The organism is Imperialibacter sp. (genome assembly GCF_040222385.1).
GTDB lineage: Bacteria > Bacteroidota > Bacteroidia > Cytophagales > Cyclobacteriaceae > Imperialibacter.
Genome location: NZ_JAVKDF010000042.1, coordinates 178790 through 204315, shown reverse-complemented (window position 1 = coordinate 204315; position 25526 = coordinate 178790). Strand labels below are relative to the sequence as shown.

Below are 25526 nucleotides of genomic sequence, written 5' to 3'. Positions count from 1 at the left end.
GTTTCCTAAAGGACAGCCGGATCAAACAATAGGTTGGAGGCAGGAAAAGAAAATTACACTACTTTTTCAGGGTAAGGATGGAGAACTCATTCTCGTAGTTTTTGTAAATTTTATATAAGCCCTGTGATTCATAAAAAATGATGGCCACCTCGTTCATGGTTTCTGCAGGCCTGAAATTTACGAGATTTCCTTTTTCGTCATACAAATAGCTGAAGGCCTGCACAGGATCGTTGACAATGAAAAGCTTGCGTCCCCCTCCAAAATCGTAGAACTGAGAACTGGCAATGCCGCTGGATAGATAGTCTTTTTCGAAGAGCACTTTGCCAGCCTGGTCTACAATGGCGATTCTGTTGGCATCCTGCCTGGTAAAAATGTAGCCATTACCTGAAGCTTCCGGAATCAGTTTGAATTTTGACTGGGCCGATGGTCGATACAGTTGCTCCCTTTGCAACACTTTGCCGGCGAGATTGATCTGAATAATTGATCCATCATCGGTAATCGTCGTTAGTTTACTATTCGCATTCGTTGAGCCCGCCTCTGCAAATACCGGATTGTTTACCGGTGCTTTGAAGTCTACCGGGAAGCCCGCCACGGGTTGTGCCCGCCTGTTGAATACCCGCATGATGCCATTGCTTTGCAGGGCCACTAGAAAATCCTGTCCCCTCACCCTGATGTGCAGAGGGGAGGAGGCAAGCGGGTGCTTGATTTCCTTTGGGTTCCACCCTTCCAGCACTTTCCCATCTTTGTCCGATATATACAGGTCGCCCCGGGTGTCAGCAAAGAAATAGCGATAATTTTTGCTCTTGTCGTAGTCGACCAGATTGAAGTAAGCGATTTCTGTTTTGCCCTTAAACTCTACAGGAAAACCAGGAAGATACTCGCCTGTTCGGTCGATGGCATAAATGTATTTGGGGGTAGAAAAAAGGTATTGCAGTTTGCCGTTTTTGTAGTAGTCGATCTGAAAGACCGGACTGATGATTTTCCCTTTGATAGAGTCGAGCCATAAAACCTCCTGATTGGCAGATAGCAGGTAAATCATCTGGGTGGAGTCCTGCACCAGGGTTTCCAGCGTTTTGTCGTTGTGGTTGCGAACCACAAACGGTTTTGAGATGAGTGGCTGGGCAAAAGTCACGGAGTTATCGGCCAGTAGAGGTTTTTGAGTTCCTTTTTGCGCCGCCTTTTCTGTCTGCTGCAGCATGATGCTGGTGTAGAATTTGTCTTCGATAAAAGACCACTGTATGGCCATCAGGTCAATCGACTGAAGGGTGGACGAAGCATCTGTAAACTGCTGTTTCCAGGCATCATCCAGGTTTTGTTGCCAGAGGTTCCAGGCCCTGGGTGTGTGAACGAACACACTGAAATTGGCTTCTCTCAACGTGTTGTCAAGGAACGAATTGATCTGTACTGATCGGCCCCATGTGTTTTCGTTGGTTATATCGTCGATCACGGTTTTCAGAATTTGCACTGAACCCGCCCCAATCAAATAGTTACGGTAGCCGGTGTAGTACAGTGACGAAAAACCGCTAAAGGGCTCGCCAAATAATTGATAAGGAAACTCTTCAATTTCAAGTTGCCCAATGGTGAAGTCGGCATACTCTTCGTAGTAAAGTGTGTCTCCCTGCGACTTGTTGATTCTCTCGGAAAGCTCCCTGAACTGTTGCAGGCTTTCCGGCAAATCCTCCATCTCCATGTAAACTACCTTGTCAGGATCATGACCTAAAGAAGATTCCTGCAACGAAACGCCTATATGTCCACCAATACCCTCAAAAAAGGAGGCAATATCAATGTCCTGATCTTTCAACGTTGTGTTTCTTAAATCGACCAATTCAGGCTCGTTTGTTTGCCAATAGGGTATCATCTTAGTGTTCCAACGCTCGGCAGACTCAAAAGTGAGGTTAAAATAAACAGCGGTTCGGTTGCTCACTACTTCTTCCATTTTTAGCGACTGCGCCGGATTGTTGACAAACCCACTGAAATAGCCCGAATAGTCTTGTGGTATCAGCGTGAAGCCATTCATTAGTAGCTGTGGCTCGGTCACTTTTACGTCGAGGAAAGATGATGAACCAAGGCTCGCTATAGTCTTCAGGTTCAATAATTTCTCATCTATAAAAGTGTCGCCCAGCCTGTCAAGCTTGTCGGTGTTGATGTACAAATTGCCCTGGTCATTTTGTAATCTGGAGAGGGTGAGAAGGCCGATATTTTTATCAAAAAAACCTAAGCCAGCAGTTTCAATATTCCTGACGGCATCCTCCACGAGGAAGGGTGTGAAGCTCCCTATGAAGAAGTTTTTGTAGTAAATGAAAGTGAACAGATCTTTCGTCTTTTGCGACCTTAGCTCGCTAATGGTATAGCCCTGGTAAGTTCTGTTGGAAATGGTGTAGCCGTTTTTCTCAGAAAAGTACGCCAGGATGTCGTCCATTTTTCCCCGGCTATCCAGCGTGGGCAGGTCAACCAGAAGAAGGAAATCGAGCGATTGGCTGCCGACACTGTGCAGGCTGGCCAGGAAAGTTTTGTCGTTGAAAAGCGTTGCTGTTTGCTCATTTCCTCCCAAAATTGTGTCAAGCTTTGAAAGCATTTGACCGGGACGATTGAATGCAGCAATGGACTGGAGCCCTTTGCCAATATTCGAAGACGTAAATGCTGCCCAGGCATTAATGGGAGAGGTAGACTCATAGACGGCCAGTGCATTGTCAGGAACCAACGTCCAGAGGGAAATATTACCCCTTTCGAAATAGGTTTTGTAGGCCACAAAAGCCCCGCCGCCAATTACCAGAATAATTATAAAAATAATGAACCTCTTCAATGGAAAGTTGGGTCTACAGCATCAAATTCAATAACGAAAGTTAAGCAACAAATTGCTTCGAGTACACTTTGCTTCTACAAACGGAAACCTAATTCTTTTTGGAGCCTTCATACATATCGTAGGCCACGAGCCTCGAGTCGATCTTCGCATTGAAGAACGGCCATTTGGCTGACGAGCGAAGGCCCACCTTTTTGATCAGATTGAGGTTGCCGGTAAATATAAAACCTCGTTTTCCCTGGCAACGCTGCTTGAAAAAGTCACCTATGCCTTTGTAAACTGCTTCCAGCTCCGATTCTTCTCCCATGCGCTCGCCATATTCGGGATTCAGGATGATAATGCCTTCACCGTCTGGCAGCGTGGTGTTTTCGTAGGGGCAAAGCTCCCATTTGATCATAGAAGCCACGCCTGCTTCAGCAGCATTGGTGCGGGCAGCCTGCAGTGCTTTCATGTCTCTGTCGCTACCAATAATAGTGACGTTGATTTTCGCATTCACCTTTGATTTGGCGCTGGCCAGCATGGTTTTCCAGGCGTTGTTGTCAAACCCGATGAGGTGTTTAAAACCGAAATTATGCCTGTTCAGTCCAGGGGCGATGTTGGCCGCCTTTAGGGCCGCTTCGATGGCGATGGTGCCGCTACCACACATGGGATTGATGAGTGGAATGGACGGGCTCCACTCAGTTGCCTGAACAATAGCCGCAGCTAGCGGTTCGGCTACTGGTGCCTTGAAAGGCATTTTACGATAGGTATGCTTCGATATAGTTTCGCCGGATGTGTCGATATAAACGGTACAGTTTTCCCTGTTCCAAAAGAAGTAAACCACGGCTTCGTTGAAGTCGTTGCCAGAGTCAGGTCGGCGGCCGGTTTTGGATTTGATTCTGTCAACAATGGCGTCCTTGGCCTTTAGGCTTGGATACCTTGTGTCGTTAATCGACTCATGCTTGGCGAATGAGTGGATACTAAAATAACCGTCGTTGGGAATGATGGTTTCCCATGGCATTTCAAAAATATTCTTGTATAGCCCTTCCGAATCTTTCAGTTCAAAGCTACCCATCTCCCAAAGGATGCGGTTGCCGGTGCGGAGGTGCAGATTCAGGTACATGCAGTCGTGCAGGGTCCCCTCAGTTACCACATGCATATTGGCTTCTTCGGTTACAGGAAACCCCAGGCTTCTGAGTTCGTTGGCGGCAAAAGGAGGGAGGCCGGGATGGCACTGAACAGTGATTTTTCTTTTAATATTCCACATAAGTGTGCAAAGATAGTTATTAAAGTCGGAGAGTGGGAAGGGGAGACAGAAGATCGAAGACGGGAGCCGGAAGACCGAAGATGGAGGCTGGTGTCGGCACGGCTAGTCGGCACCTTGGGTCGGGGCCGTCAGACACCGGAGGGTTGCACGCCACCTAAATATTGTGACTCGTGAAATGCTCAGCTTGCGGTCGATGTGGTCTTCTGAAAAAAGCCTGACAGTTTTGGTGGAGCGCCTAGCCATTTTCCGGAAGGATGCCCTATCTTTGGAGCCCAATAAAAAACAGAGGTATTATGCGTATTTGGTTTGTTTGCAAGGCGAAGTATCAGAAAGAAGACGACGAAGGTCATTTGAAAAACACCACAGAAACTTATCTGCTTGATGCGGTGAGTTATACTGAGGCGGAGGCCATCATGTACGAAAAGCTGAGCGAGCGGGTAAGGGGTGAATTTGTGATCACCAGCCTGACCAAAAGCCGCATCACCGATGTGTTCCTGTATGAAGACGCCGACTTCTGGCACAAGTGCAAAATCACCTATTTCGTCACCGATGCTGACAGTGGAAAAGAGAAGAAGGTAACGAACCTGATGATTGTAACCGCTCACGATGTAAAAGATGCTTACGACCGCATTCATCAGAGCCTGAACAATATGCTGGTAACATTCCGAGTGCCGGAAGTGGTGGAAACGTCTATTGTCGAAGTTTTTGCCTACGGACAGGATAATGAGAAGGAAGAAGAAGTGCCTGCCGGTTTTAAGCCAGTGAGTGAGGTAGAGGAGGATTGATTACTTTACCATCAAATAGTGTTAATTTTTGGCCATGAAACTTACTGCAATAATTGAAAAAGCAGAGGATGGATGGTATGTAGGCCAGATAGAAGAAGTTCCAGCAGCGATCAGTCAAGGCAAGACGATTGAAGAGGTGAAAAGTAACTTGGCGGATGCGCTTAAGCTTTTATTGGATACGAACACAATACAAAAGTGATAATTCTGTAAATAGAAAAGGGGCCGAAGCCCCTTTTCTATTTAAGTCAAATATTTCTAAACGTTCTCTGAAGTCAATCTGGCTCCAATAAAATCTCTGTTCATCTTGGCAATATTAGCCAAAGGAATCTCCTTGGGACACTCAGCCGCACAAGCACCAGTGTTGGTGCAAGCTCCAAAGCCTTCGGCATCCATTTGAGCCACCATGTTTTCCACCCTTGTCTTGGCCTCAACTTTGCCTTGTGGAAGTAAGCCGAGGTGGGTCACTTTTGCCGAAACGAAAAGCATGGCAGACGCATTCTTACAAGCTGCCACGCAAGCTCCACAGCCAATGCAGGTAGCCGAATCCATCGCTTCATCAGCTATTTTTCTTGGAATAGGAATTTCGTTAGCATCAGGCACACCACCAGTGTTCACGGAAATATAGCCGCCCGCCTGGATAATCCTGTCAAATGCACTGCGGTCGGTCACCAGGTCCTTGATCACGGGGAATGCCTTGGCTCTCCATGGCTCAATCCAAATAGTCTGGCCACTTTTGAAACTGCGCATATGGAGCTGACAAGTAGTGGTTTGCTGAGGGCCATGTGGCTTACCATTAATATACAAGCTGCACATGCCACAGATTCCTTCACGGCAGTCATGATCAAAATGCACCGGCTCTTCTCCCTTTTCTTCCAGCCCGATGTTCAGCACATCAAGCATTTCAAGAAACGAAGACTCATGCGATATATCTTTCACCTCGTAGGTGACAAACTTGCCTTCGGTATTGCTATTTTTCTGTCTCCAGATCTTTAATGTTAAATCCATGCTTAACCTGTTAAAAGTTAATCGTTAATAGTTATCCGTTACTTGTAGCTTCTTTGAGTCAACTTGACGTTTTCAAACACAAGATCTTCCTTGTGCAAAGTGGCTTTGCCAGGGCCGTTGTACTCCCAGGCCGCTACATAAGAATAGTTCTCATCATCTCTCTTGGCTTCTCCTTCTTCAGTTTGGTATTCCTCCCTGAAGTGCCCGCCACAAGATTCGTTGCGATTCAGTGCATCGTCTATCATCAACTCTCCAAGCTCCAGGAAGTCAGCTACTCTGTTGGCTTTTTCCAGCGACATGTTCAGCTCATCGGCAGTGCCCACAACTTTTACATCCTTCCAGAATTCGTCTCTCAACTCCTGCACCATTTTCTTGGCCTTCTTCAAGCCTTCAGCAGTTCTAGACATGCCGCAGTAATCCCACATGATGTGGCCAAGCTCTTTATGGAACTGATCAACGGGCTTCTTGCCATTGATGGAAAGAAGCTTTTCTATCTGGCTTTTAACGCCAGCTTCTGCTTCTTTGAAAGCCGGATGATCCGTTCCGATTTTGTCCGCTGGATTTTGCGCCAGATAATCGCCAAGTGTATAGGGGATTACAAAATAGCCGTCGGCCAGCCCCTGCATTAGCGCCGAAGCACCTAACCGGTTGGCGCCGTGATCTGAGAAGTTGGCTTCCCCAAGTGCGTAAAGACCAGGCACGTTTGTCTGAAGATTGTAGTCTACCCAAAGGCCACCCATTGTATAGTGCACCGCCGGGTAAATCATCATTGGCGTTTTGTAAGGGTTCTCCCCAACAATCTGCTCATACATATCGAAGAGGTTGCCATACTTTGCTCTGATGGTGTCTTCTCCGTCTCTTTTTATCGCATCAGCAAAGTCCAGATACACTGCAAGACCGGTAGATCCGACACCTTTGCCATCATCACACACATCTTTTGCATTTCTTGAGGCCACGTCACGGGGAACCAGGTTACCAAATGATGGATATTTCCTTTCCAGGTAATAGTCACGATCCGCTTCAGCAATGTCGGCAGGTTTTACTTCTCCCTTCCTTACCTTCTCGGCTGTTGCCTTGTCTTTTGGTACCCACACACGACCGTCGTTACGGAGCGATTCGGACATCAGTGTAAGCTTTGACTGGAAGTCGCCATGAACGGGGATACAGGTGGGGTGAATCTGAGTGAAGCAGGGGTTGGCGAACAAAGCACCTTTTCTGTGCGCTCGCCAGGCAGCGGTTACGTTGGAGCCCATGGCGTTGGTAGAAAGGAAGAAGACGTTGCCGTAGCCACCTGTGCAAAGCAATACTGCATGGGCACTGTGTGACTCTATTTCGCCGGTAATTAGGTTGCGTGCCACAATACCACGGGCCTTGCCATCTACCATTACCAGGTCAAGCATTTCTGTGCGTGGGTACATCTTCACTTTGCCATTGGCTACCTGGCGGCTCAATGCGCTGTAGGCACCGAGCAAAAGCTGCTGGCCTGTTTGGCCTTTGGCGTAGAAGGTACGTGACACCTGAGCGCCACCAAATGAACGGTTGGCCAGGAGCCCGCCATAGTCACGGGCGAAAGGAACTCCCTGGGCTACGCACTGATCTATAATGTTGACACTCACCTCAGCAAGCCTGTGAACATTGCCTTCACGGCTTCTGTAGTCACCACCCTTAATGGTATCGTAAAAAAGCCTGAATACGCTGTCACCATCATTTTGATAGTTTTTGGCGGCGTTGATACCACCCTGGGCAGCGATACTGTGCGCCCTTCTTGGGCTATCCTGAAAGCAAAAGGACTTCACGTTGTAGCCCAGCTCGGCCAATGAGGCTGCAGCTGAGGCGCCAGCCAGGCCGGTACCTACCACAATCACGTCATATTTACGCTTGTTGGCCGGGTTAACCAGCTTCACATTGAATTTATGTTTGGTCCATTTCTCAGCCAGTGGGCCTGCAGGTATTTTGGAATCTAGCTTCATATATCGATGATGATTAACCTAAACTCTTGATGTAAATAAGGATTGGAATAAGGGCAAACACGGCCGGAACGATAATGGCATAGCCTTTACCGATAGCCTTGATGGCCGGTGTATATTTCACATGATTGAGACCCAGCGTTTGAAACGCACTGGCAAATCCGTGAGACAGGTGAAAGCCCACAAAGAACATACTCACCACATACACTGCTGCATACCATATATTGCTGTAAGCCGCTTTCACAACCAGAAACACATTGGGCATTGTTTCACCGTCATACGTGATCATGGGAATGCTGTCGTTTTTGAATTCCCACCAAAAACCTTTTAAATGGATCACCAGGAAAACCAATATCAGTGTGCCCAGAATACCCATGTTGCGGGATGTCCATGGACTGTTGGTGCTGGCAGCGGAAAAACCATATTTCACAGGCCTGGCTGTCTTGTTTATCCTCGAAAGCCAAATGGAGTAAATGACGTGAATGACAATAAAGGCAAAGTTGAATTTGGATACCAATTGGATAAAAGGATTATGAGCCATTGTGTGCGCATAGATATTAAACGCCTGCCCTTCGTCGTTAAAAATTAACTGGATATTTCCTGCAAGATGAACAGTGAGGAACAGAATGAGGAAAAGCCCGGTGAGCGCCATAAGGAGCTTTCGGAAGATGCTGCTTTTTAGTGAATCAGTTAACCAACTCATATGTTTTTTGTATTACACAAACGTTTTAAATAGAACCAGCCAAAGGTAATTCCCGAGCGGCACTTTACCAATCCGCCTGTCCTATTTTGAACGCTTCTAAATTTATCCATTGGGGGAAGCACCTGGTTCGTTGTTTATTGATTGATTACCTGGGCTACAACCAGCCGTAAAATGGAATTGTTTTATCTAAAATAGACCTTATGAAAGTCATCGCTTGCTTTGCAGCTTTCCTGCTGGGTTCTCTCAGTTGCCTGTTTGCCAGCCATATCAGAGGCGGGTACATCAGAGTGGTGTCGGGTAACGGCTCATTGACTTATAAGTTTGAGGTGATTGGATTTACCGACACAAGCTCTTCTGTGGGTTTTGGTGGAGGGGAGCTGGATTTTGGGGATGGGACGACTATCAGCCTTGAGGGTGGTGATGTTGCCAAGGAAACTATTTTGCTGGGCAATGAAACTTCACTTACCAAATACGCTATTAGCCACACCTACCAGGCACCTGGCGCTTACACAGTCAGGGTTAAAGAATTTTCCCGCAATGCCAGCGTGATAAATATGGAAAATTCGGCCGAAACGCCCTTTTTCGTTTCTACGCAAGTGATCGTTGATCCTTTCTTTGGCGCCAATTCCACTCCGGAGTTGGGTGTTTTTCCAGCTGTTTTTTCCAGGACTGGAAGTCGTTTTTTCAGTTCCGTTGGTAGCAAAGACGAGCAGGATGATAGCCTTGTTTATAGTTTGGCTGTGCCTTTGAGAGATTTTGATGAGGAGGTATATAGCTACCGATGGCCGAATGATATTTCGTTTTATGCTGGAGGGAACCATGGCGAAACGCCTGTTTTAAAGCTGGACAAGCTTAGTGGTCAGCTGACCTGGGATACCCCTGAACTTGCCGGAGAGTTTGGCATCGCTTACAAAGTCATTGAATACCGAAGGGTGGACGGTGAAGTCCACAAGCTGAGCGAAACTACGGTCGACTTACAAATTATCAATATGGAAAGTGACATGCTACCCCCCAATATCGATTTTGACTATCAGGTTACATCAAATGGAAGGATTGATTTTACAGTTGGTTATGAAACAATGGTTGCTGACTCGCTCGAATGGAGCTTTTACTCTAGTGGTTTATTAAGCTGGGATGGAGCGGATATAGATGGACATCAGCTTGCAGATACCATTGTCGGGGGTACCGGTTTCAATGGGTTTGCAGCATTGCCTCAGTCGGCTACTAAACCCGTCTATTTTGTGCTGGCGGCTCGCAGCCTAAACAGACTCAATCCTTTTAAAACTGTTAAATCGTTTGCCGTTAATCCAACCGGAGAAGAATATGTGATTAATGCCGTCGGTAATCCGAAGGAGGCGGTCATTTTACATACTTATCCCAATCCTGTGGCTGGCACAATGATTATTCAATTTCCAGTAATGCATTCGAACAAAGTGCAGGAAATAGAGCTTATTAATACTGCCGGACAAAGTATTTTAAAAACCGGCATTCCCATTAATGGTAATTTGGCTACCTTGAACACTGAAGACCTACCTGGAGGAATTTATTTGCTTCGCACCTATCTGGGCCAGCAAATTTATTATTCGAGATTTATAAAAGAGTAATACAAAAAAATACTTGCAACCGTTTAGATGAAACAAGTGTTTACTTGGTTGATAGAAACCCGTCGACAACAACCTATGTTGAAAAAGTTAATACTGACGCTGAGTGCAGGGCTGATCTTTCTTCTGTCGTCCACTTCAAATGTATCTGCCACCCACATCAGGGCCGGTGAGATTATCGCCCGCAGAATCTCCAATTCCAGCCTCGAGTTCGAATTCTCAATCATAGGATATACAGATACCGGTTCGACGGTGAAATTTGGCGGGGGTGATATTGATTTTGGTGATGGAACAGTGCTGAATGTTGAGTCGGAAGCCGACCCTGTTGTCACCATCAATTTGGGTGACGAAGTGGCGTCAAATGTGTTTACCATTCGCCATACCTATCAGGCACCTGGTGTTTATACAGTTCGTTTCAGAGAGTTTTATCGTAACGCTGGTGTGGTGAATATGGCCAACAGTGTAGAAACTCCATTTTATACTGAGACGCAGCTGATCATCGACCCTTTTTATGGACTCAACAATACGCCTGTATTGCTGGTGCCACCAGTCGACAGGGGTGCAGTTGGTGCCACCTTCATCCACAACCCTGGTGCCTACGACCCCGATGGAGACAGCCTTTCCTACAGGATATCAGTACCCAAAAGAAATTATAACGATACAGTATTTGACTACAGAAGCCCTATCGATCCTAAGTTTTATACCAAGGTAGACTACGCTACCGCTAATCAAAACCAAGACGGCCCTCCTACATTTTCGCTCGACCCTGTTTCGGGCAATCTTGTGTGGGATGCGCCTGGATTGAGAGGCGAATACAACGTAGCCTTTATTGTGGAAGAGTGGCGAAATGTGTTGGGCACCTGGGTAAAATTGGGGTATGTAACCAGGGATATGCAGATCATTATTGAAGATTCTGAGAATGAACGTCCGGAAGTCATCGTGCCTGAAGATATCTGCGTTGAGGCGGGTACACTAATAGAAGAAGATATTTTTGGCATCGATCCGGATGGGCTTCCTGTAATACTTGAGGCCTATGGCGGTCCTTTCGAGTTTCTTGGGTCTCCAGCCACCTTTTCTCCGTTTCCACCGGCCTATCAGCCGTCGCCAGGAACTCTCAATTTTACATGGCAAACGGTGTGTGGACATGTGCGTGACAGGCCTTATGAGGTGCAGTTCAAGGTAGTGGATACGCATCCGCCGCCAAACGCAGGTCCAAAGCTTGTGGATTTCAAAACCTGGAACATCACCGTGGTGGCACCGGCCCCTACCGGGTTAACGGCAACAATAAAACCTGACAAGGTCATAGCGCTTGAATGGGATGCCTATGAATGCGCCAATGCTGAGTATATACAGATATGGAGGCGGGTCGACAGTTACGATTTTACGCCCATAGACTGTGAAGTGGGCATGCCTGACTATGCCGGGTATGAGCTTATTGATGTGGTGGATGACGGCGCCCGCTCGTACACTGACGACAACAAAGGCCAAAAACTGGATGTGGCGGCCAACTACTGTTACCGGCTGGTGGCTGTGTTTCCTACCCCGGGCGGTGGGGTCTCATATGCGTCAGCAGAGGCCTGCGGTATTCTCGAAATAAATGCTCCGGTTATTATGAATGTGGATGTGAAGGCCACGTCAGTAGAAGAAGGCGAAATAGAGGTAAGGTGGAGCCCACCGATTGAAATTGATCAGGCTAGTTTTCCGCCTCCATATAATTATGAATTGTTCAGAGCCGAAGAGCTACAAGGAGAAAAGAACATGATAAGCCTTGGGGTGATTGCTAACGATACGGTGTTTTTGGATAATGGGTTGAACACCAGGGATGTAACCTATAATTACAGGGTTCATCTGGTGGATACCCAGGGAGGGTTGATCGATACTTCTGGTGTAGCTTCTCAGGTGAGGCTGGAACTAAAGCCATTGTTGCAATCTATAGAATTGACCTGGGATGCAGATGTGCCCTGGTCGAACAACACTCAGGACTACCCGATTCATTACATTTACCGCAACAGGGTAGATGAGAATGACCCAGGCCAGCTTGTTCAAATTGCCTCTGTGGACGTCAACGAAGAGGGCTTCTATTTTTGGGACGATGGTTCGTTCAACGGAGTGCCGTTAAACGAGAATCTGGAATATTGTTATTATGTAACCACCCAGGGCTCTTATGGTAACGATGCCCTGGCTGAGCCGCTGATCAATAGTTCGCAAATTATATGCGGGCAACCCAATGACAAGACGCCGCCTTGCGACCCCGTAAATTTTGTGCTTGACGAAAGCTTTAGCTGTGATGCAGTGCTTCAAAGCCAGTCTTGCGATTTTAGCGCCTTTAGCAACAAACTGAGCTGGGAAAAGGATTCCTCCGATGGATGCGAGGACGACGTAAGAAGCTTCAATATTTATTTTAGCGAAACTGGTGCTGAGGGCTCCTTTAACCTGATTGATAACGTTATTACTACTACCTATCGTCACGTTGACCTGGCTTCGTTTAAGGGTTGTTATAAAATTTCGGCCGTAGACCGATCTGGCAATGAAAGTGAGCTGAGCGAGGCCGTTTGCAACGACAATTGTCCTTATTTTGAACTGCCAAATGTATTTACCCCCAATGGCGACGGCAGGAATGATGTATTCAGACCTTTCTACGACGACGGAACGATCACAGGTTTCGACAGGGCGAAATGTATTCGGTTTGTTGATGCCGTGGTATTTACTGTATTCGACAGGGCAGGTAACGCTATCTACAACTTCACTTCTGCGGGCGTGGAGAACAGCATCCTGATTGATTGGGATGGCCGTACCAACGAAGGCTCGGAGCTTCCATCGGGTGTTTATTTCTACACTGCTGACGTAACGTTTGACGTGCTGGATCCTAAACAAATGAATAAACAGTATAAGGGATGGGTGCAGATCATGAAATAGCAGGCATTCCCGACAACCTGATCCTTTTTGACGGCGTGTGCAATCTCTGCAACTCTTCAGTCAATTTCGTGATTGAAAGAGACAGAAAGGCCATTTTTTCCTTTGCTTCTCTTCAGTCGGACGCAGGGCAGGTGCTGTTGCGCAGTCAGGGCATAACCGATGCAAAGCTTGAAAGTGTGATGCTTTGGCGGAATGGTGTGCTTTACAAGAAGAGCCGGGCGGCACTTGAAATTAGCAGACAATTAGGGGGGCTTTGGCCTGTTTTGTATGTTTTCAGAATTGTGCCTGTCTTTCTGAGAAACTTCGTTTACGATTTTGTAGCAGCCAACAGATACAAATGGTTTGGTAAGAGAGATCAATGCCGTATGCCGGAGCCAGGACTTAAGAAGCGGTTTGTAGAGAGCGTACCTGCTTGAAAATGCACGTTAAAAGGAAGAGATAATTAACGGTAAATCCTCGTTGAGTTGTTATTACATGAGTTAGTCACTTAAGTAATTCCAGCTAATGAGAAGACTATTACCGGTATTTCTTTTGTTGCTTTTTTCCTGCACAGCGACATTTGCTACCCACATCCGGGCAGGCGAGATCACCGCCAGGCGTATTTCCAACGGTGCTCATACCTACGAAATAACTGTCATCGCCTACACAGACACCGGCTCGCCGATTCAGTTTGGGGAGGGGAATATCAGTATGGGGGACGGATCAGTTTATGCATTGAAAAACCTGGCTCCCAAGGAAACCATTCCGTTGGGCGATGATGTGGCTTTTAACAGGTTTGTGTTTACTTACACATACCCGGCACCAGGTGGCTATACCATCAGCTACCAGGAAAGTAATCGAAATGCGGGTGTTCTCAACATGGTGCGCTCAGTGGAGACTCCCTTTTACATTGAAACCATGCTGGCAATAGACCCAGCTTACAAGCTGAATAGCAGCCCCGTGCTGTTGGTGCCTCCGGTAGACCATGCTGTCGTAGGTGCACGTTTTGTTCACAACCCAGGAGCCTTCGATCAGGACGGTGATAGCCTGGCCTACAGGATGTGGTACCCAAAGCAAAACCGATTTGATTCTGTTTTTAACTATCGGATTCCTAACAATAGAATTTTTTACGAAGGCAGGGATTATTTTGCGGCTAACCAAGACCAGAACAGCATTCCATCATTTACACTTGATCCCATAAGTGGCGACCTTGTTTGGGATGCGCCAGGGATGGCTGGCGAATACAACATTGCATTTATTGTGGAAGAATGGCGCCTGTTTTTTGGTGAGTGGAAGCTTCTGGGCCAGGTAACACGGGACATGCAAATTATAGTAGAGGAGTCGGACAACAGGCCTCCGGATTTAATTGTGCCGGTAGACATTTGTGTAGAGGCTGGTACGCTCATACAAGACCAGGCAACTGGCAATGACCCGGAAGGAAAGAGGGTTTTGATGGAAGCTTTTGGTGGCCCTTTTGAATTTTCGAGTGGCAATGCTTCGTTTTCTCCTGACCCACCAGTTTATCAACAAACACCCGGAGCATTGAATTTTATGTGGCAGACTGCTTGCAGCCATGTCCGGCAGCGTCCATATGAAATTCGTTTCAAAGTGACAGACGAGCCCGCCGATGGTGGCGCAAAGCTTGTGGACTTTGATACCTGGAACATCACAGTAGTGGCACCAGCGCCAACAGGGCTTGCGGCAGGCGCTGAGTCCGATGGAACAGTCAGACTGTCGTGGGATGAGTACACCTGCTCCAATGCTGAATTGCTGCAAATTTGGAGACGGGTCGAGAGTTACGACTTTACCCCAGCCAACTGTGAGGTAGGCATGCCGAGTTATGCCGGTTACGAGCTGATTGATGTAGTTGACGCCGGTGCTCTTGGGTATGCAGACGACAACCTGGGAGCCGGGTTAGATCCGGGAGCTTCTTATTGCTATCGGTTAGTCGCTTCTTTTTACGAGCCGGAGGGCGGCATTTCCTATGTATCTGCGGAAGCTTGCGCTATCGCCAGAGCTGACGCACCAGTGATTACGCATGTAGATGTAGATGCTACTTCAGTTGAAAACGGGAGAGTAAATATATCATGGAGATCTCCATTCGATATTGATAAGGCTGACTTCCCCCCGCCTTATACCTATGAAGTGTTAAGAGCAAAAGGCCTCAGTGGCGATGATGAAATAGTAAGCCTTGGCACAACGCAGGATACAACCTGGGTCGATCAGGGGTTGAACACAGTCGATCTTCCCTACAACTATTTTGTTCGTCATTTGGGTGACAGCGGTCGGGTTGTTGGCGCTTCATCGGCTGCCTCCACCGTCAGGCTTGAACTGAAGTCAGACAGTACAAGTATTGATGTCAACTGGAGGTTTGATGTTCCCTGGTCAAACAACTCAGAGGAATTCCCGAAGCATTTCATCTACCGAAATAATGTGGACCTGGTCGACCCCGATGGCTTTTACCTTATTTCAACCATAGATGTCACTGGTCAGAATTTTCATTTTGCAGATACCCGGGGCCTGGTGCCAAAAACCGAATACTGCTACTATGTAACCACGCAGGGCAGCTACGGTAATTCCGCAATTGCTGCTCCTCTCCTCAATAGATCACAGATTATTTGCGGCTACCTCGATGACAAAGTGCCGCCCTGCCCGCCGATTAGCCTGGCGCTGGACGAAGCATTTTCCTGCGAGGCACAGACTCAGTTCAGTGATTGTGGAGATAGCGACTTTTCGAATAGAATACTGTGGCAAAAAGACGCTGTGTTAAATTGTGAGGATGAGGCTGTTAGCTACAATGTGTACTTTTCTGCTCTTGGGGAGGAGGGAACCTACAACCTGATTGCTCAGGTGAACACCACAAACTTTACCCATCAAAACCTAAAATCTTTCAAGGGCTGTTATAGGGTGGCGGCAGTGGACAAGTCAGGAAATGAAAGTGAGTGGACGGATCCGGTATGCAACGATAACTGCCCCTATTTTGAGCTGCCCAATGTTTTTACCCCCAACAACGACGGGAAGAATGATCTTTTCATTCCTTATTACAATGATGGAACCATCGCCGATTTTGACTTAACGAGGTGCATGCGTTTTGTGAAGTCGGTCGACTTCAAAGTATACGACAGGTCAGGAAAGATGGTGTTCTATACCAATTCCCGTGGTGTTGAAGGCTCCATTTTTATCAACTGGGCGGGCCAAACAGAGGCTGGGATAGACCTCCCTTCGGGGGTTTACTATTATGTGGTCGAGGTAGAATTTGATGTGCTTGATCAGCAGCAGGCCAAGGAAGAGTTGAAAGGCTGGGTTCAACTGGTTAGGTGATCCGTACATCCTCTTTTCAGGAACTGACATTTGCATATTCTTTGTAGCTTTGTTCGTTCAAACCAACTCACATCCTTTATGAATGCATATGTTTTCCCCGGGCAAGGGGCTCAGTTTTCCGGAATGGGCAAGGAGCTGTATGACACCAATGAAAAGGCAAAAGCGTTGTTCGAAAAGGCCAACGAAATACTGGGATTCAGGATTACAGATATCATGTTTAGTGGCTCTGATGAAGAGCTAAAGCAAACTAAAGTCACCCAGCCGGCCATCTTTATACATTCGGTGGTGATGGCGATGGTTTCAGATAATTTCAAACCCGATATGGTAGCTGGCCATTCTCTTGGCGAATTCTCGGCACTTGTTGCCAATAAATCCCTCTCTTTTGAGGATGGCCTCCGTTTGGTAAGCAAACGTGCACTTGCTATGCAGAAGGCTTGTGAGCTTACGCCATCTACAATGGCCGCAGTGCTTGGCCTCGACGACGCAAAGGTTGAGGAAGTATGCGCTTCAGTTACTGGCGAGGTGGTAGTGCCCGCTAATTATAACTGCCCGGGTCAGTTGGTTATATCAGGGTCTGTGAAGGGGATAGAAATTGCTTGCGAGAAAATGAAAGAGGCAGGTGCAAAAAGGGCGTTGGTGTTACCCGTTGGTGGGGCGTTTCATTCTCCTTTGATGGAACCAGCCAGACAAGAGCTCGCAGCCGCTATTGAGGCGACTCATTTCTCTCAGCCGATATGCCCGGTTTATCAAAATGTGACAACCAAAGGGTTGGTTAGTATTGATGAAATTAAAAAGAACTTGATTTCGCAGCTTACGGCTCCTGTGAAGTGGACGCAGTCGGTTCAGAATATGGTAGCCGATGGCGCTGCAAACTTTATTGAATGTGGCCCTGGCAAGGTACTTCAGGGACTTGTGAAGAAAATTTCACCTGAGGTTTCTGCTGGCAGCTTGTGATATGTAAATATTGAAAGCTGATATTCAAATTGTTATGTGATAAGCCATTAGGACACGGTCTTTTCTTGAATCTTTCACAAAACATTACATCACCTTCAATTCATCTAGCTCGGCTATCTTGTCGTCAAGGCGATGGAATAGGTGTTGAAAAAGGTCACTCACCCTGAATGTCAATTCTTTTGCACTCAGGCTTTTGTCGCCTTCATAGAAACTTGTTACTTGAGTAAGTGCGTCCATGAGCTCCACATACTCAAGCGTATTGAGTGTAGAGAAAATCTTATGCTTTAGGTGAGAAAAGGCTGTAGAATCACCTTTTTCAATGCTTGAAGTTATTTTGCTGTGAGCTTTTTCAAACTCCTGGTACATAAATTCGAGTAGCTGCTTGTAGGCGCCAGGGCTGCTGCGATATAAGCTGTCTAGGTTTTCGAAGTTCATCACAAAAATAAAGGGATAACAATTATTTGTTATCCCTAAATTAAGCCTTTTGGCTTTTGCGGTTTACGAAATATTCAGCAGAACCTTACTCCGACATTTTAGCGTCCATGCGCTTGCGCTCGTTTTCATCAAGATAGATTTTTCTCATCCTGATCGAAAGGGGAGTTACTTCCACGTATTCATCTTTCTTGATGTACTCCAGTGCTTCCTCCAAAGAGAACCTTCTTTTTGGGTATATTTTTGCACTGTCGTCGGTTCCGGATGCCCTTACGTTGGTGAGTTTCTTGCCCTCCTGTATGTTGACCACAAGGTCATTATTTCTCGAGTGCTCTCCAATCACCATGCCGCCATACACTTCGTCTCCTGCTTCAACGAAGAAAGTGCCTCTATCCTGAAGCTTGTCAATTTTGTAAGCAGTGGCACTTCCGGTGTCTACTGAAATGATCGAACCATTGATCCTGCCAGGTATTGGCCCTTTGTAGGGTTGGTAACTCAAGAAACGATGCGTCATAATTGCCTCACCTTGCGTAGCAGTAAGTACGCTATTTCGCAGGCCAATGATGCCACGGGCGGGAATCTCAAATTCGAGGTGCTGCAGGTCGCCTTTTGGCTCCATAATCTTAAGCTCAGCCTTCTTTTGCGTAGCGAGTTCGATCACCTTACCAGCAGATTCCTGTGGCACGTCGACTACCAGAAGCTCGATAGGCTCATTGCGGATGCCGTCGACTTCCTTGAACAATACCTGTGGCTGACCTACCTGAAACTCATAGCCTTCACGACGCATGGTTTCAATAAGAATAGACAAGTGAAGCACACCACGACCATATACCAGGAATTTATCCTCAGAAGTAGTCTCTTCAATACGCAAAGCAAGGTTCTTCTCAATTTCCTTGAACAAGCGATCTCTAACGTGACGTGATGTCACGAATTTGCCCTCTTTGCCGTAGAAAGGTGAGTTGTTGATAGTAAAGAGCATACTCATGGTAGGCTCGTCAATAGAAATCCTTGGCAGTGGCTGTGGATTATCTGCGTCGGTGATGGTGTCACCAATTTCAAAATCTTCAATACCAACAAGTGCACAAATATCACCCGCAGAAACTTCAGGTACTCTTAGCCTTCCCAGGCCTTCAAATACACTGATTTCCTTAATTTTTACTTTTTTAACAACTCCGTTTTTCTTGCAAAGACCCATAACGGTGCCTTCAACAAGTTTGCCCTGAAATACTCTACCGATAGCAATACGACCTGTGTAGGCGTTGAAATCCAGAGAAGTGATTTGCATTTGGGGTAAGCCCTCTCTCAAAGGAGCCGGAGGGATCACTTCCAGAATGGTATCCAGCAATGCTGTGATGTCTTCTGTTTTTTCTTTCCAGTCGTGGCTCATCCAGCCATGCTTCGACGAACCATATACAGTTCTAAAGTCAAGCTGGTCTTCAGTGGCGTCAAGGTTGTACATTAACTCAAATACCTGCTCATGCACTTCGTCGGGACGACAGTTCTCTTTGTCTACCTTGTTGATCACTACGATAGGCTTAAGTCCCAGAGCAAGTGCTTTGCTAAGCACAAAGCGTGTCTGTGGCATAGGGCCTTCGAAGGCATCTACCAACAAAAGAACGCCATCGGCCATTTTCAATACTCGCTCTACCTCACCACCGAAATCGGAGTGACCAGGCGTATCAATAATGTTGATCTTGACGTCTTTGTATCGAATGGATACATTTTTTGAAAGGATGGTAATTCCTCTTTCTCTCTCCAGGTCATTATTGTCAAGGATGAGGTCACCAGACTCCTGGTTATCCCTGAAAAGCTTGGACTGGTGGATGATTTTATCAACCAAGGTAGTTTTACCGTGGTCAACGTGCGCTATAATAGCGATATTACGGATATTATTAGACATGTCTTATGAAATTCGCCCGCAAAGGTACGAATAAAACATGGCTAAAAGAAGCTATGTTAAGAAATAGTAATTTAAAAGACAAGGTAAGTGAGCGGTGAGTCAGGTGTTTACCCTATTTCTTCTTGTTTAGCGTTTCCCTGTAGGCTGTTTCTAGTGCATCTTTGACTAACTCTTCCGGCACTTTGTCCAGCTCAAACATAGTCCAGCCTTGTTGCCCCCATTTATTTGGAACAGGGAACACCCCTTTTTCAAATTCGCAAAAAACCGATTGATCCACTTCATTGAACTTGATGTTGGCAGTGTGGCTGCTTTCATGAAGCGTAGCAAAGATTACCCTGGTTTTGAAGGCAGCTCTGTCGAAATGAGGCCGCTCTTCTACCTCAGGTAGTGAGAGGGCCATTTCCTTGAACCTGTCATTAGACACCATACGCTTACTGTTTTTTTTTTTGACTTGCCAGGGGTCATAAGAGCCGAAGTTCCACAGGTGACCCTCCAGGTCGTAGCAAGAGAAGTTTTTCCCTCCATAGCTCTCCTGTTTTAGCTCAATGGCCATCCGGGCACCGTGTTTCTTCGCTTTTTCGTACAGTGCATCCACCTCACTTTCATCCAGCACTATGTAGGGGCTTTGAGTTTCAAAACTTCCCACGGCAGAAGGGTGCTTGATGAGCCTGCTGTAGGGGCTTCCGCTGTCTTGAGTACCTACCATGATCATGCAGTTGCCAAGCACAAGCTCGGCATGGCTTACCACGCCATTCTCCTCGGCGAACACCTGGTGTTTTTCAAATCCAAAAGCATTGCATAGCCAGTCAATTGCATTCAGGGCTTCGTTGTAGCCGAGGCAGGGAATAATAGATGTAGCTTTCATAGTTCAAATTTTATGACCGCAATATTGAGAGAAAGAAGAGGTAAAAATTGGAAAAAAGCGACTTTCAACCTGCCCAGTTCACCGTTTCTGTTGTGTTGCCACGCAAAAACGCTCCTGGACTAAATCCGGCAAACTCTTTAAAATCCTGTATGAAGTGCGATTGGTCGTAATAGCCACATTGAAGAGCGATTTCTGTCAGCGACGGTCTGACCTGATTTAGCTCGGGAAAAATAGACTGAAACCGTACTACCCGGGAATAAAGCTTCGGACTCATGCCTGCCAGCGCTTTGAATTTCCTTTCAAAATGCCTTTTCGAGAGACAGTGTCTACTGGCAAGTTCGTCGACGGAAACCTGGCCCTTCAATCGTATAATGTCTTTGACGGCATGTTCCAGCGAATAAGGTTCACTTTTCACTTGCTGAAGCTTCGAATGCAGATACGCAGACAGGATGGCCACTCGTTGCTCATTGTTCTTTGCCGTCATTATTCTGTTTTCAAGCTCATCGCCCTTTTTTCCCATCACAGACCTGATGTCCGGCATTTGATTGCTGACCTCGCAGGCTGGGATTTGAAATAAGGCCGGTAGCGCATGCGGGTAAAGGTATACCCCAAAGATGCCAAAGCTTTGGTCAGTAACGAAACGCCTGTATCTGCTTGTTTGCCCCTGAAATCCCGAAGTAAACGACTTGTCGGTCTTGTTTTGGTCAAGCACCTGTCGAAAAGTCCCCTGATAGTGAAAAAGCCATTCGCTGCATCCATCGGCCATGGCACGGTGGATATAGTGACCACCGATTGGCACTTCGGCTTCGAGCGTCCAGAAAAACCGGACGTAGTCGGCCAGGGAATGCGGTGGAGGAATGGTTTTGTATTCCATGCGATAATACTTTAATGCAACTTGCACAATAGCTCTGGTTACTACAAAGTATACTATAAAAATGAAAGGAGATGTGGTCACCACTTACATTAGAGTAGTATAGCCAATAACTCTTACGGGAGCTTACACACTTAAGTACTTTCCCCTATCTTTGCAGCCCAAACCAAGAATAATGGCTAAGAAGACTTACAAAAGACACACCGTTACTGCTGCATTGATCTATGCCAATGGGCCTATCCATATAGGTCATTTGGCTGGCTGCTATCTCCCATCCGATATCTATGTGAGGTATATGCGCTCAATGGGGGAGGATATTGTGTTTGTGAGTGGAACGGATGAGCACGGCGTGCCCATCACGCTGAAAGCCCGCAATGAAGGAACAACCCCTCAGGCTGTGGTGGATAAGTATTATGATATCATCAAAAACTCCTTTGCTGAGTTTGGTATTTCCTTCGATACCTATTCACGCACAAGCCGGGAGATTCATCATAAAACCTCGCAGGATTTTTTTCTTAATCTTTATGAAAAGGGGATTTTTGAAGAGCAAACAACCGAGCAATATTTTGATGAAAAGGCCAATCAGTTTTTGGCAGACAGATATATAGTGGGCACATGCCCTACTTGCGGCAACGAAAATGCGTACGGCGATCAATGTGAAAAATGTGGAAGCACCTTAAGCCCTCAGGAGCTCGGCAATCCCCGCTCCATGCTGAGCGGCGAGAAACCAGTGCTGAAGCCCACCAAAAACTGGTACATGCCGCTAGATAAGCTACAGCCTAAAATTGAGAAGTACGTCGACAGTCACCCCGAGTGGAAAACCAACGTATTTGGTCAGTGCAAAAGCTGGCTCACCCAGGGGCTGCAGCCCCGTTCTATGACTCGTGACCTCGACTGGGGTGTGAAAGTACCTCTGCCAGACACGGAAGGTAAAGTGCTCTATGTTTGGTTTGATGCACCCATTGGTTACATCTCGGCCACCAAGGAATTGAAGCCCAATGACTGGGAGAAGTACTGGAAGGACGATGATACACGGCTTGTGCACTTTATTGGTAAAGACAATATTGTTTTTCATTGTATCATTTTCCCTTCCATGCTGATGGAGCACGGCGATTTCGTGGTGCCCGACAATGTGCCTGCCAACGAATTTATGAACCTTGAGGGTCAGAAGATCAGTACCAGCCGCAACTGGGCGGTGTGGCTGCACGAGTACCTGGAGGAGTTTCCTGGCAAGCAGGACGTGTTGCGCTATGTGCTTTGCGCCAATGCGCCGGAAACCAAGGACAATGACTTTACCTGGAAGGATTTCCAGACAAGAAATAACAGTGAACTGGTGGCCATCTTTGGCAACTTTGTGAACAGAGCAGTGGTGCTCACTCATAAGTATTATGAAGGCAGGGTGCCTCAGAGGGGAGAGCTCTTTCAGTTTGATGAAGAAACGCTGGCTAAGTTGACGGAATTCCCCGCAGTAATTGCTGGTTCTATTGAGCAATTCAAATTCCGGGAAGCGTTGGCGTCATTGATGGATTTGGCGAGGTTAGGTAATAAGTACCTGGCCGACACGGAGCCATGGAAGCTGATCAAGACAGACCCAGAGCGTGTGAAAACCATCATGAACGTCGCTCTGCAAATAGCCGCCACGCTACAGGTGGCATGTGAGCCTTTTTTGCCGTTTACTGCCACCAAATTGGGTGGCATGTTCAATCAGAGTGGAGTCAAATGGAGCGACCTTGGAAAAGGTGATCTTTTGCCCGGCGGGCACCAGCTAGAGGCTCCGACGCTGCTGTTTGAAAAAATAGAAGACGATGTGGTGGAGGCTCAGATAGCAAAGCTGGAAGCAACAAAAAAACTAAACAGTCCTGCCGAAAAAGCGGGCGAAATAAAAAAAGCAGAAAAAATGGAAGTACCCGGGCTTAAGGAAGAGATAGTGTATGATGATTTCACCAAGCTTGACATGAGAGTGGCTACTGTGCTTGAGTGCGAAAGAGTGCCCAAGTCGGACAAGCTGCTCAAGTTTTTGCTCGACACGGGCATCGACAAACGCACCATATTGAGTGGCATTGCAAAGCATTACCAACCGGAAGATTTGATAGGTAAGCAGGTGGTGGTGCTGGCTAACCTGGCACCCCGCAAGATGATGGGCATTGAATCGCAGGGAATGATTCTTTCGGCGGAAGATGAGGAAGGCAACTTGAGACTGTTACAGGCCAATGCAGTGACAAATCCGGGAGCGACCATCAGCTAGTTTTAGTAGCTCGCAGATTTAAAGCTCGCAGAGACGCAAAGTAAAAGCTGATTTTATACGGAATTTCGTTGGTGCTACAGGTTATTGACAATTCTAACAATGCCGTTTTTTATTAAAGATTCGTTGAAGTTGACCAACAAGCCTAATTTTATCCCCGTGAGTTTCAGGTAGGTTAAAAGCTGTTTTTTGTGAACGTCAGCCAGCGACTCAATGGATTTAATCTCAATAATGACTTTGTCTTCGACAATCAAGTCGGCCCGAAAACCTTGATCCATCTTTATGCCTTTCCACTCCACTGGTATTGTTTTCTGCTTTTCCACTTTGAGCCCCTCAGCTTTCAACTCGTAGTGCAAAATGGTTTCGTATACAGTCTCAAATAGTCCAGGACCAAGCTGGCTGTGTATCTCGTATAGTTTGTTGATAATAATTCTGGAAATCTCGTTTTCGTGTAGTGATGCCATATTTCTTTATTTTTTTATCGAATAATAAACTGAACTTACAATATTTCAAAATCTCGTGTTTCCCTCCGCTCTACTAGCGTCTCTGCGCTCCTGCTAGAGCCACTTTCCTCTAGCGTCTCTGCGAGAACCCTTTTCCTCTCTAGCGCCTCTGCGTCTCTGCGAGAACCCTTTTCCTCTAGCGTCTCTGCGCCTCTGCGAGCCACTTTCCTCTCTAGCGTCTCTGCGCCTCTGCGAGTCACTTTCCTCTAGCGTCTCTGCGTCTCTCCGAGCAATATTCCTCGCTCATCAAAATCCATGTTGTTTCTTGTACCAACCCATATTAACTTAGCACGCCGTTAGAAAGACTATACGATGAGAGAAATACAATTCAGAGAAGCCCTTCGTGAGGCGATGAACGAAGAGATGAGAAAAGACCCCAAAATATTCCTGATGGGGGAAGAAGTGGCAGAATACAATGGCGCCTACAAGGTAAGCCAGGGTATGCTCGATGAGTTTGGACCAGAAAGAGTGATCGACACACCCATTGCTGAATTAGGTTTTGGTGGACTGGGCGTAGGTGCCGCTATGAACGGCCTTCGACCAATCATAGAATTTATGACCTTCAACTTCTCATTGGTAGCCATCGACCAGATCATTAATGGTGCTGCCAAAATGATGTCGATGTCAGGTGGGCAGTTCAATGTGCCTATCGTTTTCCGCGGCCCTACAGGCAATGCAGGTCAGTTGAGCTCACAGCACTCACAAAATTTTGAAAATTGGTTTGCCAACACTCCTGGTTTGAAGGTGGTGGTGCCATCCAACCCATACGATGCCAAAGGCTTGCTAAAGTCTTCTATTCGTGACGACGATCCGGTTATTTTCATGGAGTCGGAGCTGATGTATGGCGATAAAGGTGAAGTGCCGGAAAGTGAATACCTGATTCCGTTAGGCACAGCCAAGGTGGTGAGAGAAGGAAATGACGTAACCATCGTTTCATTTGGTAAAATGATGAAAGTGGCTTTCGAAGCTGCCGACGCCCTTCAGCAGGAAGGCGTATCTGCCGAAGTAATTGACCTGATGAGTGTTCGCCCGATTGACTACGAAACAGTGGTGAATTCAGTAAAGAAAACCAATAGATTGGTGATTGTTGAAGAAGCCTGGCCTCTGGCGTCGATTGCCTCAGAAATCACCTACCATATACAGCGCTACGCTTTTGATTACCTCGATGCGCCAGTAAGGAGGGTGACCAACCTCGATGTGCCACTGCCATACGCCCCTACATTGATCGAGTTCATTTTGCCCAACGCAAAGAAGACGATTGATGCTGTGAATGCGGTGATGTATCGTTAAGGATTAAAACACTAAAATTGGAAAGGCCCGTCGATGGGCCTTTTTTTATGCCTTGTGGGCTGAAGGAGGGCCATTGTTGCATGCCGGTCGTCGATGAGTCGACAGGCTGATTTTAATACAGATTCTGGATTTTAGAAAAACCCTGG

The 25526-nt window shown here is 46.8% G+C and carries 19 protein-coding genes; 9 read left to right on the top strand and 10 right to left on the bottom strand.

Translation table 11 applies throughout. The features are described from left to right. Positions 1–58 precede the first annotated feature (58 nt). On the bottom strand, positions 59–2803 hold the full coding sequence (locus RIG68_RS22985; protein WP_350127851.1) for a hypothetical protein: 2745 nt from the start codon (positions 2801–2803) through the stop codon (positions 59–61). 88 nt (positions 2804–2891) lie between these two features. Further along, complete coding sequence (locus RIG68_RS22980) at positions 2892–4046, bottom strand: THUMP domain-containing class I SAM-dependent RNA methyltransferase (RefSeq protein ID WP_350127848.1); 1155 nt, start codon at positions 4044–4046, stop codon at positions 2892–2894. Between the two features lie 293 nt (positions 4047–4339). Here RIG68_RS22980 and RIG68_RS22975 point away from each other — a divergent pair, with 293 nt between their 5' ends. Together RIG68_RS22975 and RIG68_RS22970 are read left to right on the top strand one after the other, a co-directional pair. Beyond that, positions 4340–4831, top strand: a complete 492-nt coding sequence (locus tag RIG68_RS22975; RefSeq protein WP_350127845.1) for a DUF4494 domain-containing protein — start codon at positions 4340–4342, stop codon at positions 4829–4831. A 34-nt stretch (positions 4832–4865) separates the two neighbouring features. Further along, positions 4866–5030 carry a type II toxin-antitoxin system HicB family antitoxin gene (locus RIG68_RS22970; protein WP_350085875.1) on the top strand — a complete coding sequence of 55 codons (165 nt, stop codon included), beginning with the start codon at positions 4866–4868 and terminating at the stop codon, positions 5028–5030. Positions 5031–5086: 56 nt separating this feature from the next. Here RIG68_RS22970 and RIG68_RS22965 read toward each other — a convergent pair whose 3' ends face one another. The 3 genes from RIG68_RS22965 to RIG68_RS22955 are packed head-to-tail and all read right to left on the bottom strand — an operon-like array spanning position 5087 to position 8506. Next, positions 5087–5836: a succinate dehydrogenase/fumarate reductase iron-sulfur subunit gene (locus RIG68_RS22965; protein ID WP_151999113.1), complete on the bottom strand. Its 750-nt coding sequence runs from the start codon at positions 5834–5836 to the stop codon at positions 5087–5089. 38 nt (positions 5837–5874) lie between these two features. Then, positions 5875–7806 carry a fumarate reductase/succinate dehydrogenase flavoprotein subunit gene (locus RIG68_RS22960; protein ID WP_350127842.1) on the bottom strand — a complete coding sequence of 644 codons (1932 nt, stop codon included), beginning with the start codon at positions 7804–7806 and terminating at the stop codon, positions 5875–5877. Positions 7807–7819: 13 nt separating this feature from the next. Next, a complete protein-coding gene (locus RIG68_RS22955; protein WP_350070295.1) occupies positions 7820–8506 on the bottom strand; it encodes a succinate dehydrogenase cytochrome b subunit in 687 nt (228 codons plus the stop codon). 200 nt (positions 8507–8706) lie between these two features. Here RIG68_RS22955 and RIG68_RS22950 point away from each other — a divergent pair, with 200 nt between their 5' ends. The 5 genes from RIG68_RS22950 (at position 8707) to fabD (ending at position 17277) form a co-directional block, all read left to right on the top strand. After that, positions 8707–10110: a T9SS type A sorting domain-containing protein gene (locus RIG68_RS22950; RefSeq protein WP_350127838.1), complete on the top strand. Its 1404-nt coding sequence runs from the start codon at positions 8707–8709 to the stop codon at positions 10108–10110. Positions 10111–10185: 75 nt separating this feature from the next. Continuing rightward, positions 10186–13023 carry a T9SS type B sorting domain-containing protein gene (locus RIG68_RS22945; RefSeq protein WP_350127835.1) on the top strand — a complete coding sequence of 946 codons (2838 nt, stop codon included), beginning with the start codon at positions 10186–10188 and terminating at the stop codon, positions 13021–13023. Further along, positions 13002–13439 carry a thiol-disulfide oxidoreductase DCC family protein gene (locus RIG68_RS22940; RefSeq protein ID WP_350127832.1) on the top strand — a complete coding sequence of 146 codons (438 nt, stop codon included), beginning with the start codon at positions 13002–13004 and terminating at the stop codon, positions 13437–13439. Before RIG68_RS22945 ends, RIG68_RS22940 begins: the two co-directional genes overlap by 22 nt. 88 nt (positions 13440–13527) lie before the next feature. After that, positions 13528–16323, top strand: coding sequence for a T9SS type B sorting domain-containing protein (locus RIG68_RS22935; RefSeq protein ID WP_350127829.1), 2796 nt, complete (start codon positions 13528–13530; stop codon positions 16321–16323). Positions 16324–16401: 78 nt separating this feature from the next. Then, positions 16402–17277 (top strand): ACP S-malonyltransferase, encoded by an 876-nt coding sequence (fabD, locus tag RIG68_RS22930; RefSeq protein WP_350127826.1) that lies wholly within the window; start codon positions 16402–16404, stop codon positions 17275–17277. Between the two features lie 84 nt (positions 17278–17361). Here the strand turns inward: fabD and RIG68_RS22925 are convergent, their stop codons facing one another. From RIG68_RS22925 to RIG68_RS22910, 4 genes are all read right to left on the bottom strand, one after another. After that, the gene (locus RIG68_RS22925; protein WP_350127823.1) at positions 17362–17712 is read right to left on the bottom strand and encodes a hypothetical protein; all 351 of its coding nucleotides are present in this window, start codon (positions 17710–17712) and stop codon (positions 17362–17364) included. An 85-nt stretch (positions 17713–17797) separates the two neighbouring features. Then, entirely contained in the window at positions 17798–19609 is a 1812-nt protein-coding gene (gene typA / locus RIG68_RS22920; RefSeq protein ID WP_151999122.1) for a translational GTPase TypA, read from the bottom strand. A gap of 112 nt (positions 19610–19721) precedes the next feature. Then, positions 19722–20474 carry an MmcQ/YjbR family DNA-binding protein gene (locus tag RIG68_RS22915; protein ID WP_350127820.1) on the bottom strand — a complete coding sequence of 251 codons (753 nt, stop codon included), beginning with the start codon at positions 20472–20474 and terminating at the stop codon, positions 19722–19724. A gap of 64 nt (positions 20475–20538) precedes the next feature. Then, positions 20539–21348 carry a helix-turn-helix domain-containing protein gene (locus tag RIG68_RS22910; RefSeq protein ID WP_350127817.1) on the bottom strand — a complete coding sequence of 270 codons (810 nt, stop codon included), beginning with the start codon at positions 21346–21348 and terminating at the stop codon, positions 20539–20541. A 172-nt stretch (positions 21349–21520) separates the two neighbouring features. Between RIG68_RS22910 and metG the strand changes: the two genes are divergently transcribed. Next, positions 21521–23590, top strand: coding sequence for a methionine--tRNA ligase (metG, locus tag RIG68_RS22905; protein ID WP_350127814.1), 2070 nt, complete (start codon positions 21521–21523; stop codon positions 23588–23590). Between the two features lie 74 nt (positions 23591–23664). Here metG and RIG68_RS22900 read toward each other — a convergent pair whose 3' ends face one another. Further along, positions 23665–24051, bottom strand: a complete 387-nt coding sequence (locus RIG68_RS22900) for a GxxExxY protein (RefSeq protein WP_350127811.1) — start codon at positions 24049–24051, stop codon at positions 23665–23667. Positions 24052–24402: 351 nt separating this feature from the next. Here RIG68_RS22900 and RIG68_RS22895 point away from each other — a divergent pair, with 351 nt between their 5' ends. After that, positions 24403–25380, top strand: coding sequence for a pyruvate dehydrogenase complex E1 component subunit beta (locus tag RIG68_RS22895; protein WP_350127808.1), 978 nt, complete (start codon positions 24403–24405; stop codon positions 25378–25380). The last annotated feature ends 146 nt before the right edge of the window (positions 25381–25526 follow it).

Excerpts from the sequence above, each read along its gene's own strand:
- RIG68_RS22915 (WP_350127820.1), bottom strand. The coding sequence starts at position 20,474 with ATGAAAGCTACATCTATTATTCCCTGCCTCGGCTACAACGAAGCCCTG.
- RIG68_RS22960 (WP_350127842.1), bottom strand. The coding sequence starts at position 7,806 with ATGAAGCTAGATTCCAAAATACCTGCAGGCCCACTGGCTGAGAAATGG.
- RIG68_RS22970 (WP_350085875.1), top strand. The coding sequence starts at position 4,866 with ATGAAACTTACTGCAATAATTGAAAAAGCAGAGGATGGATGGTATGTA.
- RIG68_RS22945 (WP_350127835.1), top strand. The coding sequence starts at position 10,186 with ATGTTGAAAAAGTTAATACTGACGCTGAGTGCAGGGCTGATCTTTCTT.
- RIG68_RS22965 (WP_151999113.1), bottom strand. The coding sequence starts at position 5,836 with ATGGATTTAACATTAAAGATCTGGAGACAGAAAAATAGCAATACCGAA.
- RIG68_RS22925 (WP_350127823.1), bottom strand. The coding sequence starts at position 17,712 with ATGAACTTCGAAAACCTAGACAGCTTATATCGCAGCAGCCCTGGCGCC.
- RIG68_RS22980 (WP_350127848.1), bottom strand. The coding sequence starts at position 4,046 with ATGTGGAATATTAAAAGAAAAATCACTGTTCAGTGCCATCCCGGCCTC.
- RIG68_RS22895 (WP_350127808.1), top strand. The coding sequence starts at position 24,403 with ATGAGAGAAATACAATTCAGAGAAGCCCTTCGTGAGGCGATGAACGAA.
- RIG68_RS22900 (WP_350127811.1), bottom strand. The coding sequence starts at position 24,051 with ATGGCATCACTACACGAAAACGAGATTTCCAGAATTATTATCAACAAA.
- RIG68_RS22935 (WP_350127829.1), top strand. The coding sequence starts at position 13,528 with ATGAGAAGACTATTACCGGTATTTCTTTTGTTGCTTTTTTCCTGCACA.
- RIG68_RS22910 (WP_350127817.1), bottom strand. The coding sequence starts at position 21,348 with ATGGAATACAAAACCATTCCTCCACCGCATTCCCTGGCCGACTACGTC.
- metG (WP_350127814.1), top strand. The coding sequence starts at position 21,521 with ATGGCTAAGAAGACTTACAAAAGACACACCGTTACTGCTGCATTGATC.
- RIG68_RS22940 (WP_350127832.1), top strand. The coding sequence starts at position 13,002 with ATGGGTGCAGATCATGAAATAGCAGGCATTCCCGACAACCTGATCCTT.
- RIG68_RS22975 (WP_350127845.1), top strand. The coding sequence starts at position 4,340 with ATGCGTATTTGGTTTGTTTGCAAGGCGAAGTATCAGAAAGAAGACGAC.
- RIG68_RS22950 (WP_350127838.1), top strand. The coding sequence starts at position 8,707 with ATGAAAGTCATCGCTTGCTTTGCAGCTTTCCTGCTGGGTTCTCTCAGT.
- RIG68_RS22955 (WP_350070295.1), bottom strand. The coding sequence starts at position 8,506 with ATGAGTTGGTTAACTGATTCACTAAAAAGCAGCATCTTCCGAAAGCTC.
- typA (WP_151999122.1), bottom strand. The coding sequence starts at position 19,609 with ATGTCTAATAATATCCGTAATATCGCTATTATAGCGCACGTTGACCAC.
- fabD (WP_350127826.1), top strand. The coding sequence starts at position 16,402 with ATGAATGCATATGTTTTCCCCGGGCAAGGGGCTCAGTTTTCCGGAATG.